Origin of the sequence: Peptoniphilus indolicus (assembly GCF_900454665.1) — a bacterium.
Classification (GTDB): Bacteria; Bacillota; Clostridia; order Tissierellales; family Peptoniphilaceae; genus Peptoniphilus; species Peptoniphilus indolicus.
Genome location: NZ_UGTH01000001.1, coordinates 855,395 through 869,666, shown reverse-complemented (window position 1 = coordinate 869,666; position 14,272 = coordinate 855,395). Strand labels below are relative to the sequence as shown.

Genomic DNA, 14,272 nt, shown 5'->3' with positions numbered 1-14,272 from the left:
ATGATTGTTAGTTTATCCGGTATCAATAGTATGAAGGACACACCTGTACCCATACCGAACACAGAAGTTAAGCTTTAATACGCCGATGGTACTTGGCTGGAGACGGCCTGGGAGAGTAGGTTTTGCCGGATTTAGAAATAAATAATCTTAGGTAGCTCAAAGGTGGAGCAACCGGCTGTTAACCGGTAGGTTGTGGGTTCGAGTCCCACCCTGAGAGCCAGAAATGCCGGGGTGGCGGAACTGGCAGACGCACAGGACTTAAAATCCTGCGGTGGTAAAACACCGTACCGGTTCGATTCCGGTCCTCGGCACCAAAAAAAATGACGCGGGATGGAGCAGTCCGGTAGCTCGTCGGGCTCATAACCCGAAGGTCGTAGGTTCAAATCCTGCTCCCGCTACCATAAACTCAAAACAATAATTATGGCGGCGTAGCTCAGTTGGCTAGAGCATGTGGTTCATACCCGCAGTGTCAGCAGTTCAAATCTGTTCGCCGCTACCAAAAAAAATTAATAAGGCCCTGTGGTCAAGCGGTTAAGACACCACCCTTTCACGGTGGTATCCCGGGTTCGATTCCCGGCAGGGTCACCAAAGATATGGGCGCATAGCTCAGTTGGGAGAGCATCTGCCTTACAAGCAGGGGGTCATAGGTTCGAGCCCTATTGTGCCCACCATATTAAAAAGGCTAAATAAATTGGCCTGGTAGTTCAGTTGGTTAGAATGCCAGCCTGTCACGCTGGAGGTCGTCGGTTCGAGCCCGATCCAGGTCGCCAATATTATGGAGGAGTTCCCGAGTGGCCAAAGGGGACGGACTGTAAATCCGTTAGCTTCGCTTTCAGTGGTTCAAATCCACTCTCCTCCACCAATTTAATATCTTGCTGGTGTAGCTCAATTGGTAGAGCAACTGACTTGTAATCAGTAGGTTGGGGGTTCAAGTCCTCTCACCAGCTCCAACAGACAAAAAGAACAATTGATTCGCGGGTGTAGCTCAGTGGTAGAGCCCCAGCCTTCCAAGCTGGTTGCGAGGGTTCGATTCCCTTCACCCGCTCCATTATTGGCACCCATAGCTCAGTTGGATAGAGCAACGGACTTCTAATCCGTGTGCCGGGGGTTCGAATCCTCCTGGGTGCACCACAATTTTATTGGGGCGTAGCCAAGTCGGTAAGGCATCAGACTTTGACTCTGACATGCGTAGGTTCGAGTCCTGCCGCCCCAGCCAATTTAAAACTAAATATTATGACCCATTAGCTCAGCCGGTAGAGCACTTGACTTTTAATCAAGGTGTCGCGCGTTCGAATCGCGCATGGGTCACCAATTTGGAGAGGTACCGAAGTGGTCATAACGGGGCGGTCTTGAAAACCGTTAGGGTGCAAGCCCACGTGGGTTCGAATCCCACCTTCTCCGCCATTAGAGATTTGAAGTATAAATACTTCAAATCTTTTTTATTTTATGATCTATTATTAGTGGTTAAATATATTCATTTTAGCTATGACTGGCAACACATAAAAACCATTGTTCAAAGCATTGACTCAAAAAAAATAAAATGCTAACATACATTAAAATGATTTTTAAATAAACGTACAAAAAGAAGAGTACCTTTCTAAAAAGATTACAGAGAGCTTCGTTGTGGTGAAAGAAGTAGATTTTGAAATTGGGAACATGGCCTTTTTATGGACTTGCTAAGCTTATTGTTAGGTGAGTACGGGATTGCCCGTTACAGCAGAGGGTATTGATAGATACCTATTGAGTTTATTAGTGCAAGCTAATGAAAAATTAAGGTGGTAACACGAGCTTTCGTCCTTATGTGAAGGCTCTTTTTTATTGTTTTAAATTTAAAAGATAATAAAAAATAAAATAGACTATAGATGATAAGTTTTGGAGGATAAGATGCCATTAATAATACCTAAAGATTTAATTGGAGAAGAAACGTTAAAAAGAGAAAGAATATTTACAATGGACGAACAAAGAGCGTCCAGTCAAGACATAAGACCGTTGAAAGTGGCGATTGTAAATCTTATGCCTAAGAAAAAAGAAACTGAGTTACAACTCATAAAAATGCTTTCTAACACATCTTTACAAATCAATATAAATTTAATAAGAATGGGGTCTTATGAGCCTAAAAATATAGAAGCTGAGCATTTGAATAAGTTTTATAAGACATTTAATGAAATAAAACATGAAAAATACGACGCAATGATTATAACAGGAGCACCTGTTGAAAAGTTAGAATATGAAAAGATTATATATTGGGATGAATTAAAAGAAATTTTAGACTACGCCAAAGAAAATGTATTTTCAACTATGTTTATATGTTGGTCAGCACAAGCTGCGCTATACCATTATTACAACGTGGAACACAATTTGTCAGAAAATAAGATTTTTGGAGTGTTTGAGTTTGAAAAGAAAAAAGACGATAAGATATTAAAAGGATTTGATGATGAATTTAGCGTTCCAACTTCAAGATATACTTATGTAAAATCTGAGCAATTAAAAGATATAGATGAGCTGAATATTTTAGCTGAAAGAGAAGATACTGGAGTAGGACTTATAACGAGCGAAGATTATAGGTTTGTATTCAATTTTGGACATTGGGAATATGACAAAGATACTTTAAATAATGAATATAGAAGAGATTTAGATAAAAATATAAAAATTGATATGCCTGTAAATTATTATAAAGAAAATGATATATCAAAGGGAATAAAAGTAACTTGGAGGTCGGCTGGAAATTTATTTTTTTCAAATTGGTTAAATTATTGTGTATACCAAGAAACTCCTTACAATATTGAAGAAATTAAAAATAAAAAAGTTGCTAAATTTGGTGGTTCATCATTAAGTAATGCAAAACAATTTTCAAAAGTTAAAAACATAATTACATCAAAAAGTGAAAGCGATGTTGTTGTGGTTTCAGCGCCAGGCAAAAGATATAACGAAGATGTAAAAGTTACTGATAGATTAATAAATGTTGCTGAGTTAAATACAGAAACAAAGGATATTGAAAAGCTAATTAAGAAATTGGAAATTGAGTTATTAAAAAAGAATGATGATTTAAATGAAAACTTATCTGAGTTGAAAACTCGTTTTTATGAAATTTCAAAAGACTTAGGCATAGAAGAGAAATGTACTCCTGAAATTGATGTTGTATTTAAAGCCATAGAAGGCTCTACATCAAAAGATTTTATAGTAAGTAGAGGAGAATACTTAAATGCAAAAATAATGGCTAATTATTTGAATTATGAGTTTATAGATGCAAAAGATATTATTATATTTGATGAAAAATATAATGTAAATTTTGAAAAGAGTTATGAAAGAATATCAAATATAATTAACTCTAAATCTAAAGTTGTTGTACCAGGGTTTTATGGAAGTGATGAGCTGGGAAATATAAGGACATTTAAAAGAGGTGGCTCGGATTATACTGGCTCCATCATAGCTAGTGCATTAGATTCAGAAATATATGAAAATTGGACTGATGTGAATGGTATAATGACTGACGACCCAAGGGTGAATGCAGATGCTAAGGTAATTAAAAGTATGAATTATAAAGAACTTACAGATATAATTGACTCAGGAGCTCAAGTGTATCAAAGAGATGCTATAGAACCTGTAAAGAATAAGAATATAACTATAAGAATTTTAAATACAAATAACCCTGATGGGGAAGGTACAATAATAAAAGATTAATTGGTTAATTGTAAAATGAAATTGAACTAAAAAAATCCATAGTAAATCACATTTGGTATAATTGATTCACCAAAAACAAAAAACCAAAAGGTGATGACTATGGAATATAATAATACTATAACAAATTCAAGAAAAAATAAACATTAAAATGATTTAGAAAGAAGACAAATTCAGCTTTTACACAATAAAGGCTATTCTGCGTACAAGATAGCTAAAGAACTCAATAGATCTTCAAATACAATCAGAAATGAATTAAAACGAGGAAAAGTCCGCCAAATTAAAAATGATAAAGAAAAAGAACTATAAAAAGTAAAAGAAACCTCGGAAAAAGAATAGAAGAAAGACCTTTAGAAATAGAAGAAAGGTCAAGCTTTGGCAATTGGGAAATAGATACAATTGTTTCAAAGAAAAATAAAGAAGAACTGGCTTTAATTACTATAACAGAAAGAAAAACAAGGATGGAAATAATACTAAAAATTGCAACAAAAAATTCATCATCAGTTAATGAAAAATTAGAAAAATTACTATCAAAACTAGAAAACTCCACAGCAATATTCAAAAGCATAACAAGTGATAATGGATTAGAATTTGCTAACTTAACAAAACTAGAAAATAGCTTAGTTAGAGATATATACTATTGCCATCAAAATAACCTACAAGAAAGAGGAAGTAACGAAAAACATAATAGCCTAATAAGAAGATTCCTTCCAAAAGGAAAATCCTTATTAAACTACGATGAAGACCACTATTTAAAAATAATGAACTGGATGAATAATTTACCAAGAAAAATCCTAAATTACCGAACGCCTATAGAAGTTTTTGTAGAAGAACTTAATAAATTAGGGTTAGTTGATATTTTGGGAGAAATAGTTCAATTTGATATTGCAATTTAGGATAAAAGATTAATTTTAAAAAATTTTCAAAAAGTGTTGACAAGATGATAAGTGTTTATTATAATAGTTAAAGTAATTCGTCGTTAAGATGGATTGGAGAAGTACTCAAGTGGCTGAAGAGGCTCCCCTGCTAAGGGAGTAGGGTTCGAAAGGGCCGCGAGGGTTCAAATCCCTCCTTCTCCGCCAATGGTTTGGGCCTTTAGCTCAGTTGGTTAGAGCGCCCGGCTCATAACCGGTAGGTCCTGGGTTCGAGTCCCCGAAGGCCCACCATTATATTTTTTAAATATAATAACCCAAACCATTTGCCCAGATAGCTCAGTCGGTAGAGCAGAGGACTGAAAATCCTCGTGTCGCTGGTTCGATTCCGGCTCTGGGCACCAAAGGATACAATACTTAGTGTTGTATCCTTTTTTTGTTGTATTTAAGTAAAAAAGATATAATATTAAATATATAGAAGATAGGAGGAGTTATTTATGGGAAAGTCTTTGTTATTTAAAAATGTAAATAAAATAGTTACGTGTAATGATAGAGATGAGGTCTTAGAAAATTTTGATATTGTTGTAGCAGATGAAGTTATTAAAGCTATCGAGAAAAACAGTGAGTTGAAAGCAGATGAAACTATAGATGCAAGTGATTTGATAATTTATCCTGGGTTAATAAATACCCACCATCATCTATACCAAATATTGACTAGAAATCTACCACAGGTACAAAGTTTAGAGCTGTTTGATTGGCTGAAAGTTCTTTATGAAATATGGAAGAATTTAACAGGAGATTCGATATATTACAGCTCGCTTACAGGATTGGCAGAACTTGCAAAATATGGATGTACGACAGTTTTTGACCATCATTATGTATTTCCTGAAAATAGTTTTGATTTTATAGAAAGACAATTTGAAGCGGCAGAAAAATTAGGGGTTCGTATGGTAGTTTCGAGAGGTAGTATGGACCTTAGTAAGAAAGATGGCGGACTACCACCTGATTCGGTCGTTCAGGATATAGATTCAATACTTAAAGACTCTGAGAGAATAGTAAATAAGTTTAATGATAAGAATAAGTATTCTATGAGACAAGTTGTTTTAGCTCCATGTTCTCCATTTAGTGTAACAGCTGATTTGATGATAGAGTCGGCAAAGTTAGCAAGGCAATTAGGCGTTAGACTACATACTCATCTTGCAGAAACAAAAGATGAGGAAAGATTTACATTACAGAAAAAAGGGGTTAGACCTTTAGAGTATATGGACCAACTTGGTTGGATAGGAGATGACGTGTGGTTTGCTCACGGAATTCATTTTAATGATGAAGAGCTTGAAATTTTAGCTAAGACTAAAACGGGAGTAGCACATTGTCCTTGTTCTAATATGAAATTATCTTCAGGAGTAGCACGAATTCCTGAAATGTTAAAGCTTGGAGTTCCAGTTGGATTGGCAGTTGATGGAAGTTCGAGTAACGATGGGTCAAGTATGTTGGAAGAGATGAGAGTGGCTTATCTATTGCACAGATTGACTTATCATGAAAAAGCGCCTACTGGATATGACATTTTAAAAATGGCGACTAAAGGAAGCGCTCAACTACTTGGTAGAGAAGATATAGGATATTTAGAAACTGGAATGGCAGCAGATTTCTTTGCAATAGATAAAAATCGAATAGAATTGGCAGGAGCAACTTTCGATGTTAAAAATATGCTGGGAACAGTTGGACTAAAAGGGGCTGCAGACTATACTGTAATAAATGGAAAATTGGTAGTAGATAAGGGCGAAATCTTAGGAATTGATGAAAGAAAGTTATCTGAAGCAGTTCATAGAGAATCTAAAAGAATGCAAAGCTAATTTTAATAAATAAAAATTAAATAATAATATAAAAAGTCATAACACACTGTATAAGTGATAGTTATGATTTTTTTTACATCAATTTATAATAAGATGACTTAAAATTGCAATAAAAACTGTTGCTAGACTATTTCCTAAAATAATAGTAGGAATTGCAGTTTTAAGACGCAAGTCCATTAAAGATGCAATTAAACTTGCAGACCATACACCTGTCCCAGGCAATGGAATAGCTGTAAATATAAACAGAGCAAATAATTCATATCTTTTTATTTTGCCCCATTTATAATCAGCTCTTTTTTCTAATCTATCTATATAATTTAAAAATAAATTTTTTCTTTTCAACCATGTAAAAATAGGACGTATAAATTTTATCAAAAAAGGTATGGGTATTATTGAGCCACAAAAAGTAATTATAAGGACTTCAATAGGATGAATTCCAAGTCCAACTCCTATCGGTATAGAACCTCTGACTTCAATAAAGGGTAGCATTGATATAAGGAATACGGCTAATTCTTTAGGCATTTTTTCAGTTAATAAGTAAATTATAGTTTTCAAAAAATCACCTTGGAATATAATACCATATAAACATTAGAACAGTAAAAGAACAATTATATAAAAAACAAACATAATATTAGCGTCATATTAAAAAGTGAAGGGTATTATATAAATATAATTAATATAAGATATATCATATTAATAATTTATCTTGGTAAATCGAAATATAGAAAAAGGGGAAAAGAAAGAAGATGATTTTATTAAACCCGGTTGTGCTATCCGTAATAGTACTAGCAGGACTTTGTCTTGTCAAAATTCCTGTATTTTTTTCGCTTATAGTAGCAGCTATAGTCGCTGGTGTTACTTCGGGGATACCAATTGACGAAACAATGAAGCTTTTAGTTGGTGGAATGGGAGCTAATTCAGATACAGCACTTAGCTACATTTTGTTGGGAGCTTTGGCTTATTGTATAAATAAAAGTGGCGCAGCAGAAGTTATGGCTAGACAAATTGGAAAGTTGATAAGAGGCAATAAATTTATTTTAGCTATAATTGTAATGTTATTTGCAGTAGTTGCCGAAACATTTATACCAATTCACATAGCATTTATACCGATATTAATACCACCGCTATTAGGGCTTATGAATAAAATGAAAGTAGATAGAAGAATGCTTTCAATAAGTTTTGGATTTGGATTAAAAGCTCCATATATTACACTTCCAATAGCATATGGTGCAATATTCCATGAATTGATAATCACATCATTTAAAAAAGCTGGGCTTGCAATAAACGGTAGTATGATAATTTCAACTAACTGGATAATAGCACTTATAATGGCTATAGGAGTTACTATAGGTGTTATAATCTTCTCAAGAGATAGAGAGTATAAGACAGTTTCAGGAGCAGTTGTTGGAGCTAGTGAAGTAGAAGGAGATATAAAAGCTGATAAAAATCATTGGCTTATACTAATAGCCGGTGCAATAACAGTTGCTGTACAAATATTGACTAAGTCATTACCTCTAGGTGCTCTTTGCGGACTTATATTTATAGTGGCAACAGGCGTTATAAAATTTAATGACATTCAAGATATGCTTGATGGCGGAATTCACATGATGGGATTTATCGCATTTGTAATGTTATTAGCAGCAGGATATGCAAATGTAATTACAAATTCTGGAGCAATAGATAAAATAGTTGAATCAGCAGCAGGAGTGTTAGGCGGTTCAAAACTTATTTCTTCATATGTAATGATTTTACTTGGTCTGTTAGTAACATTGGGAATAGGAACTTCATTTGGTACAGTTCCAATTATTTCAGCAATATACGTTCCGTTGGCAATGAAGTTGGGATTTTCACCAAGTGCGACTATACTATTAGTTACAATAGCAGCTGTTTGTGGAGACGCAGGTTCTCCAGCATCTGATACAACGTTAGGACCTACGGCAGGTCTTGGAGTAGATAAACAACACGACCATATAAGAGACACTTGTATACCGCAAATTATATTTATTGGATTACCATTAATAGTGGTTGGAGGTTTTATAACTCAATTCCTATAATAAAATAAAAATTTATAATAACTTTTAGAAGATAAGAATTCATAAAAAATCCCTTCTTACAAAATGTTGAGTAAGAAGGGAAAAGAATTCTTATTTTTTTATGAACATATTTGGTGCTACATAGTGTTTATCTGCGCCACCAACTGTTGAGTTTTGACCTATTCGAGTGTAAGGAGCAACGAATTTTCCGTTGTAAATGAACATTCCTAGAACAGCAGTAAATCCACTGACTTTAATTTCTCCAGAATCATCAAATTCCAAGAACGGTAGAGGCTCCATCTCATAATATCTTTGATAGATATATTCTGATTTTAAAGCTTCATCTAAAAGTTTTGACCACTCTTCTTTAGAAAATCCTCTTCCGGCATAAACTCCATGACTTGCATAATCATCAACAGGTTTTATTATATATTGGTCTTTATTTTCCAAGACTTCTTCATAAACTCTTTCGTCAAAATAATCTGTAAAAGGAATGTGGTCTTCCAAAAACTTATTTTCATAATCGGTTAAGATATTTTGAGTCAGAGGGTCTAAAAGTATTTTAAAAATCAGTTTTGTGTGCATAATCTGACTTCTAAAAGAGCCAATTAACATAAACGCATTGTCCATGTAGGCTTTAGTAAAGTCTTGCATTTCAGAATAGTGTTTCATATATTCAACAGTTACTGCACGCCTGTAGACCATGTCGATTTCAAAATTATCACAAACCAATTTTCCATCAACATACTTTAAATCTCTGATATCAAATATTTCACAATTGTATCCAGATTCTATAAAGAGTTGACGGAACTTTTTAAATTCATAAGTAGCGCCTATGTCTAAAAAGTCAACAATAGCTATGTTAGGTTTTCTGTGATGAGCTGACTCATATATTTTTGTGGATTCTTCAATCCAAGGATGAAACATATCAACGCACTCAACATCATATTTTTTTCTAAACTCTTTCATGGCCAAAGTTTCAATTAACAAATCTCCGACAGTATTGTCTTTATTCATTGCACTTGAGCCATCGGTATTGAACTCAATAAATTTGAATTTATCCATACCGTTGTAGAATACATCGTATCTTGCAATAGGAACTGTTATGTCATATCCTGGGTCGTGTAAAATCAATTCCTCAAGCTCTTTAGAAAATCCAAAAAGTTTTCTGTACTCAGGATTTTTTAAATATTCATGAGTAACTTTTTGAGTTATATCCATTAGAGTTTTGCAAAGCTGTGTGAAATTGTCCTTATCTTCTTGGTCATAAAAAAGGCCTTGATAAGTAACTGGTACGGGCTTCTCTTTGTATATTGCGTTTGAGTGCGCAACATCATCAAGAAGTTTTAAATAGTCCTTGTAATATTTTTCCGGTTCTTTTTTTACTAAAGAAATATATTCTTCTGCATATTTTATATTAAACATTTTTATCAACCCTATTATATTCTATTGCACTCCTAAGACCTTCAGATTCAAATAGATCTTCAAAAACATCTTTAGGAGATTTTCCGCTGTTTATAATTTCTTTTATAGGAGATAAGAAACGACCTTCATCTCCTAGTGCTGAATAAGCCAAATTGTATAAATTTTCTAGATGCTCTAAAATTGTAATTCCCTTGTACTTGGCTTTTAGACCGTGTAAAAGAGTTTCTGATTTAGTATTCATAACTTCACTATAAGTTGTGCCTTTAAACATCTTTTCTAAAGCATTTAAACTATCTTCAGAGTAGAAAAGTCCTTTTATAAGAGAAACTATCGCAAAATTTGTAGGATAGTTTACTCCATCCATCATTCTAAACTCAAGATAAGTTTTTAATCTAACATCAGGAAATACTATTGAAATGGCATGGAAGATTTCATCATCAGAATCATTTTCAGGGTCGAATAATTCTTTAAACGGTTTTTTGTTGACGTTTATAATTTCTCCATTTTTCTCCACAAATATTGGAGTAGTATCCAAAATAAATTTGGCATATCTCTGATAAGACATATCATCAAAAGCAAAATCTAATAAGCCGGAACGAGACTTATCAGTCTTTTCCCAAACCATTTGCCTTATATTATATTTTTTATAAGGCTCTTCTTCAAAAATATATCCATTGTCAAAAGCTGCATATAGAATTGGCGCTATGGCACTGGCTAGAAAGTATTTTCTAATACAATCTTTTTCGTCAGAATAATCGATAGTAACTTGTACAGAAGCAGTGCCTTTCATCATATTCCAACCCATGTTGTTATCTCCATTTAGAGAATTAAAATGCTCAAACATATGGTTATATCTAATTTTAGGAATTAATTTAATATCTTCAATTTTAGAAACAGGATTATATCCAAGAGGCACTAAAATTTGATTTTTCTTAGCAAAGATAGGAAGAACCATACCTAAAATTTCCTTGTAATCTTGATATAATTGTTCTATTGAAAGTTTGGATTTTATACTAATTTCAAATTGAGCACCCGGTTCAAGTGAAATAGAAAACTTATCAGTGTCACAACCTAATATGGATTCATTATTATAATAAGGTTTAGCATTTAAAGTTTTACAAATTTCAAGTAAAGTTTCGCCCAATCCACCATCTCCATAATAAGAAATGGATTTGAGAGAACTTTTATCTAATACAAAGTGTTCAAATTCTAAACCAACAGTGAAATCTTTATAATCAGTTTCACCTTTTTTAAAGTAATTTATAACACGTTCTAATTGTTTATTGTAGTCCATTTGAACCTCCTTTTCTAAACATTTATACCCAAAAATAAACATGGAAAAAAGAGTGAAAAAAATAAATTTTAAAATAAATAAAGATGAGAAAATATAATGACAATATCTTCTCATCCCTTACGGAGCATTTTACTTTAGAAAAAATAAATGCTGTATTAAAATTTTGACTCCCATTGCAATTAAGATAACTCCACCAGCAAATTCAGCGGCTTGTTTGTACTTGATGCCGAATATATTGCCAAGAGTTACTCCAAGCATTGATATAACTAAAGTTATAATTCCTATTAAAATAGAAGCTGAATAAATTTCAACATTTAAAAATGCAAAACTTATTCCAACAGCCATTGCATCTATAGAAGTTGCAATACCAATTAAAACTAAAGATTTAAAATCAAAGCCCGAATCTAAATCACAAGTTGCAACTCTCGATTCCTTAATCATATTAAACCCTATGTAAGAAAGTAAAAAGAATGCAACCCAATGGTCGATACTTTTAATTTTGTCTGCAAATGTACTGGCAAGTAAAAAGCCGAAAATAGGCATAATAGTTTGGAAAATTCCAAAACACAACCCAACCTTAATAGTCTTTGAAAAATCTCTTTTAGTAAGAGATAGCCCCTTACAAATACTCGCTGCAAAAGCGTCCATTGCAAGACCAACTCCAATTATAGAAATAGATAAAATAGATTCCATAAAACACCTCGGTGATTATTTTATCATAAAAACAAATATTTGAGTTTTATTATTATTGTGGTAACATCAAATTAAGAATTAGGAGGATGACTATGAAAATAACAAGAGAAGAATTTAAAACTACAAATTGGTCTGGCGGAGAAACTTCAGAACTTTTAATAAGTCCGACTACAGCAAGTGTTAAAGACAAGAATTTTGATTTAAGAATTTCAACGGCAACTTGTGAATTAGACAGCTCTAGTTTTACTCCATATAATGGCTTTACAAGATACATAACACCACTTGATGGAGATTTGAAGATGGTGGTAAATGGGAAAGAGGTTATTTTAAAACCATTTGAAGTATATAAGTTTTCTGGTTCAGATGAGGTAATTTCATATTCTAAGGTAAGAGATTTTAATTTAATAGTGAGAGAAGATTTTACTAATAAAATGTATTCTTTAGATGTAGATGGAACAGCGAGAATTGAAGATAGAAATTTAATATTTTTCTATGAAAGTGGAATGAGAGTAAATGGAGAGGAATATTCTAAAATGAGTGCATACATAGGAGAGGAGGCGGAAGTAACAGGTAAGGGTAAAATTTTAGTCTGTGAATTATATGAGTAAAAAATTTTTTAAAGAGTGTTATATATAGTTTTTTGTGGGTATAAAAGGAAAAAGGAGTGATACCGATGTACATGAATTACTAAAGTAAGTATATTGTAAAATGGGAATATTTAATGTAGAAAGGGTTTATATTATGAAAAAAATAACTACATTATTCATGAATACGATTTTAATAATCGCAATATTAGCATCTAAAAAAGTAATGGCTACAAATTTAGATGGGTTTGATCAATTAATTCTGAAACCAGCATATGTAGAATTTTACATTGAAAACGCAAGTATAGGGGATGATTTTTTTGCGTTGGCAAATAATCATAATTTAAACAATATTGCACAAGACATGACATTATTAACTTTTGAAGAAAAATATTCACTAGTAGATGATGAATTATCAAGAACTATTGATAAAGTGATATCTGGAGAAAAAATTTTATTTACAAAAGATGGCTTGAAATTAATGGAAAATTATTATCCGAGATTATATACTAAATTAAAAGGAAGTTGCAAATCAAAAAATGAAGTAGTATTTTCTAAAAATGAATTAAATTCTGAAGAGAAAGAGGATTTAGTAATTCCTTATGCATACAGACATAGAACTGGGACAGCTGTCGGAGAGTTTAAATCCCCTTTAGGAGGAACACCTATTTTTAGAATAAGTAGCAATGTTGATTGGGGTGTGGATGATAGCAGTAATATTATAGATTATGTTAATCCATCATCTCATGTAACGAATTTAGATTCTCAGACAGATGTTAGGATAATAGCATCCTACGGAGATTTTACTAATGGTAAAAGAATTTACACACATACTATCAGAGCAGATGGAACTTATGGCAGAGGAACCTTATCTGAAATGATTGTTTCAGGGTCGCTTTATTTTAAAATTGATGGCTTATATATGCATTACAATATATATTCTCCATATTAATGCGAAAGGCTAAAAATGAAAAGATATAAACTAATATTGCTCATTAGTTGTTTTATATTTATCTATGGCTGTAAAAAGACAAGCAATACATTTGAAAAAGAGGATTTAAAACTTTTTTCAAATCCAATTTTAACCTACATAGAGAATGATAAGGTAGTTGGAGAGTATTTTGTAAATGGTAAAACTGAACTTGAAGAAGTTACAATTGATGATTTTAAATCGTATATAGATGAAAATATGGATAAAATAAAATCTGGGGAAGTTGGTATAACTGACGAAGGAAAGTTTTTAATAGATAAGTATTTGCCAAAAGAATCCGAGCAACTAAAAGGTATTGACACAAAAATAGAAATGACTACAGGTATGGATGAAAGTGTTGTTGGGGAAGATGCCAACAATAAAGTTAAGTAAAGTTTATAAAGTTTGGTTAAATTTTATTCTAAAAGTTAGAAAATTTAAAATTTAGCTTATGAGGTTTGAATTAAAAAGTAATTTAGGAGATTAATATATTTTTCTTAAAGTCTTTTTATTATTTAGATAAATTTGATGCACTAATGCAGGTTTGAATAAAACATTTTCAATTGGAAAAAATAAATGTTGACAAAAAAAATAATAAAATACAAATGAAATCGATTTTGAATAAATCTAATAAGAGGTGTATTATGAAAAAGAAAATTTGTATGTTGTTGTTCTTAACGATTTTAATTAGTTCGTTGAGTCCATATTTTGTTTATGCACAAGAAGAACCTGTATTAGAATTAAACTATATTGATGAAAACACTATTCAAATAAAGGAAAAAGGTGTTTTAAAAACAATTAAAATATACGAAGATAAAGTATCAAAAGTTACAAAAGTAATTAATTAAAGCAGAGAAGTAGAAAGCACAT

General features: G+C 32.4%; 12 protein-coding genes, 17 tRNA genes, 1 rRNA gene and 1 pseudogene. 27 read left to right on the top strand and 4 right to left on the bottom strand.

The features are described from left to right. Window positions 1-15 precede the first annotated feature (15 nt). The 22 genes and pseudogenes from rrf (at window position 16) to DYE58_RS04115 (ending at window position 6,403) form a co-directional block, all read left to right on the top strand. Window positions 16-131 (top strand): 5S ribosomal RNA (rrf, locus tag DYE58_RS04215). A gap of 14 nt (window positions 132-145) precedes the next feature. Continuing rightward, window positions 146-220: transfer RNA gene (locus DYE58_RS04210), tRNA-Asn, on the top strand. Between the two features lie 5 nt (window positions 221-225). Continuing rightward, window positions 226-314, top strand: a tRNA-Leu gene (locus DYE58_RS04205). Between the two features lie 10 nt (window positions 315-324). Continuing rightward, window positions 325-401 (top strand) — tRNA-Met (locus DYE58_RS04200). Between the two features lie 21 nt (window positions 402-422). Beyond that, window positions 423-499, top strand: a tRNA-Met gene (locus DYE58_RS04195). A 14-nt stretch (window positions 500-513) separates the two neighbouring features. Further along, window positions 514-588, top strand: a tRNA-Glu gene (locus DYE58_RS04190). A 7-nt stretch (window positions 589-595) separates the two neighbouring features. Next, window positions 596-671 (top strand) — tRNA-Val (locus DYE58_RS04185). Between the two features lie 22 nt (window positions 672-693). Next, window positions 694-770 (top strand) — tRNA-Asp (locus DYE58_RS04180). A gap of 7 nt (window positions 771-777) precedes the next feature. Next, window positions 778-862: transfer RNA gene (locus DYE58_RS04175), tRNA-Tyr, on the top strand. Window positions 863-874: 12 nt separating this feature from the next. Beyond that, window positions 875-950 (top strand) — tRNA-Thr (locus tag DYE58_RS04170). A 24-nt stretch (window positions 951-974) separates the two neighbouring features. Further along, window positions 975-1,048: transfer RNA gene (locus DYE58_RS04165), tRNA-Gly, on the top strand. Between the two features lie 6 nt (window positions 1,049-1,054). Beyond that, window positions 1,055-1,131, top strand: a tRNA-Arg gene (locus DYE58_RS04160). Between the two features lie 9 nt (window positions 1,132-1,140). Then, a tRNA-Gln gene (locus tag DYE58_RS04155) sits at window positions 1,141-1,216 on the top strand. 19 nt (window positions 1,217-1,235) lie between these two features. Continuing rightward, a tRNA-Lys gene (locus DYE58_RS04150) sits at window positions 1,236-1,311 on the top strand. 4 nt (window positions 1,312-1,315) lie between these two features. Further along, window positions 1,316-1,404, top strand: a tRNA-Ser gene (locus DYE58_RS04145). A gap of 480 nt (window positions 1,405-1,884) precedes the next feature. Further along, window positions 1,885-3,681, top strand: a complete 1,797-nt coding sequence (locus DYE58_RS04140) for a homoserine O-acetyltransferase/O-succinyltransferase family protein (RefSeq protein WP_004820580.1) — start codon at window positions 1,885-1,887, stop codon at window positions 3,679-3,681. Between the two features lie 165 nt (window positions 3,682-3,846). Then, window positions 3,847-3,987: pseudogene (locus tag DYE58_RS11665) on the top strand (helix-turn-helix domain-containing protein); the annotation flags it as partial. Further along, window positions 3,984-4,574, top strand: coding sequence for an IS30 family transposase (locus DYE58_RS04135; protein ID WP_218563714.1), 591 nt, complete (start codon window positions 3,984-3,986; stop codon window positions 4,572-4,574). The pseudogene DYE58_RS11665 and the gene DYE58_RS04135, both read left to right, overlap by 4 nt. Before the next feature lie 95 nt (window positions 4,575-4,669). Next, window positions 4,670-4,760: transfer RNA gene (locus DYE58_RS04130), tRNA-Ser, on the top strand. A 7-nt stretch (window positions 4,761-4,767) separates the two neighbouring features. After that, a tRNA-Ile gene (locus DYE58_RS04125) sits at window positions 4,768-4,844 on the top strand. Window positions 4,845-4,878: 34 nt separating this feature from the next. Next, a tRNA-Phe gene (locus DYE58_RS04120) sits at window positions 4,879-4,954 on the top strand. Between the two features lie 93 nt (window positions 4,955-5,047). Next, a complete protein-coding gene (locus DYE58_RS04115) occupies window positions 5,048-6,403 on the top strand; it encodes an 8-oxoguanine deaminase (RefSeq protein ID WP_004823394.1) in 1,356 nt (451 codons plus the stop codon). A 78-nt stretch (window positions 6,404-6,481) separates the two neighbouring features. Here the strand turns inward: DYE58_RS04115 and DYE58_RS04110 are convergent, their stop codons facing one another. Then, entirely contained in the window at window positions 6,482-6,958 is a 477-nt protein-coding gene (locus tag DYE58_RS04110) for a COG2426 family protein (protein WP_115312045.1), read from the bottom strand. Between the two features lie 191 nt (window positions 6,959-7,149). On the opposite strand from DYE58_RS04110, the gene DYE58_RS04105 reads away from it, so the two are divergent. Beyond that, entirely contained in the window at window positions 7,150-8,457 is a 1,308-nt protein-coding gene (locus DYE58_RS04105; RefSeq protein ID WP_004820585.1) for a GntT/GntP/DsdX family permease, read from the top strand. Between the two features lie 90 nt (window positions 8,458-8,547). Here the strand turns inward: DYE58_RS04105 and DYE58_RS04100 are convergent, their stop codons facing one another. The 3 genes from DYE58_RS04100 to DYE58_RS04090 all read right to left on the bottom strand — a co-directional run bounded on the left by DYE58_RS04100 (window position 8,548) and on the right by DYE58_RS04090 (window position 11,848). Next, on the bottom strand, window positions 8,548-9,861 hold the full coding sequence (locus tag DYE58_RS04100) for a glutathionylspermidine synthase family protein (protein ID WP_004820587.1): 1,314 nt from the start codon (window positions 9,859-9,861) through the stop codon (window positions 8,548-8,550). Continuing rightward, window positions 9,854-11,155, bottom strand: coding sequence for a glutamate-cysteine ligase family protein (locus tag DYE58_RS04095; protein WP_040552290.1), 1,302 nt, complete (start codon window positions 11,153-11,155; stop codon window positions 9,854-9,856). Before DYE58_RS04095 ends, DYE58_RS04100 begins: the two co-directional genes overlap by 8 nt. A gap of 129 nt (window positions 11,156-11,284) precedes the next feature. Next, window positions 11,285-11,848: a manganese efflux pump MntP gene (locus tag DYE58_RS04090; protein ID WP_004820592.1), complete on the bottom strand. Its 564-nt coding sequence runs from the start codon at window positions 11,846-11,848 to the stop codon at window positions 11,285-11,287. A 92-nt stretch (window positions 11,849-11,940) separates the two neighbouring features. Here DYE58_RS04090 and DYE58_RS04085 point away from each other — a divergent pair, with 92 nt between their 5' ends. The 4 genes from DYE58_RS04085 (at window position 11,941) to DYE58_RS04070 (ending at window position 14,250) form a co-directional block, all read left to right on the top strand. Continuing rightward, the gene (locus DYE58_RS04085; protein WP_040552292.1) at window positions 11,941-12,456 is read left to right on the top strand and encodes a HutD family protein; all 516 of its coding nucleotides are present in this window, start codon (window positions 11,941-11,943) and stop codon (window positions 12,454-12,456) included. A gap of 157 nt (window positions 12,457-12,613) precedes the next feature. Continuing rightward, complete coding sequence (locus DYE58_RS04080; protein ID WP_004820595.1) at window positions 12,614-13,384, top strand: hypothetical protein; 771 nt, start codon at window positions 12,614-12,616, stop codon at window positions 13,382-13,384. Window positions 13,385-13,399: 15 nt separating this feature from the next. Beyond that, window positions 13,400-13,795, top strand: coding sequence for a hypothetical protein (locus DYE58_RS04075; RefSeq protein ID WP_004820597.1), 396 nt, complete (start codon window positions 13,400-13,402; stop codon window positions 13,793-13,795). A 251-nt stretch (window positions 13,796-14,046) separates the two neighbouring features. Then, window positions 14,047-14,250 carry a hypothetical protein gene (locus tag DYE58_RS04070; RefSeq protein WP_040552295.1) on the top strand — a complete coding sequence of 68 codons (204 nt, stop codon included), beginning with the start codon at window positions 14,047-14,049 and terminating at the stop codon, window positions 14,248-14,250. The last annotated feature ends 22 nt before the right edge of the window (window positions 14,251-14,272 follow it).

Excerpts from the sequence above, each read along its gene's own strand:
- DYE58_RS04140 (WP_004820580.1), top strand. The coding sequence starts at position 1,885 with ATGCCATTAATAATACCTAAAGATTTAATTGGAGAAGAAACGTTAAAA.
- DYE58_RS04115 (WP_004823394.1), top strand. The coding sequence starts at position 5,048 with ATGGGAAAGTCTTTGTTATTTAAAAATGTAAATAAAATAGTTACGTGT.
- DYE58_RS04105 (WP_004820585.1), top strand. The coding sequence starts at position 7,150 with ATGATTTTATTAAACCCGGTTGTGCTATCCGTAATAGTACTAGCAGGA.
- DYE58_RS04100 (WP_004820587.1), bottom strand. The coding sequence starts at position 9,861 with ATGTTTAATATAAAATATGCAGAAGAATATATTTCTTTAGTAAAAAAA.
- DYE58_RS04095 (WP_040552290.1), bottom strand. The coding sequence starts at position 11,155 with ATGGACTACAATAAACAATTAGAACGTGTTATAAATTACTTTAAAAAA.
- DYE58_RS04090 (WP_004820592.1), bottom strand. The coding sequence starts at position 11,848 with ATGGAATCTATTTTATCTATTTCTATAATTGGAGTTGGTCTTGCAATG.
- DYE58_RS04085 (WP_040552292.1), top strand. The coding sequence starts at position 11,941 with ATGAAAATAACAAGAGAAGAATTTAAAACTACAAATTGGTCTGGCGGA.
- DYE58_RS04080 (WP_004820595.1), top strand. The coding sequence starts at position 12,614 with ATGAATACGATTTTAATAATCGCAATATTAGCATCTAAAAAAGTAATG.
- DYE58_RS04075 (WP_004820597.1), top strand. The coding sequence starts at position 13,400 with ATGAAAAGATATAAACTAATATTGCTCATTAGTTGTTTTATATTTATC.
- DYE58_RS04070 (WP_040552295.1), top strand. The coding sequence starts at position 14,047 with ATGAAAAAGAAAATTTGTATGTTGTTGTTCTTAACGATTTTAATTAGT.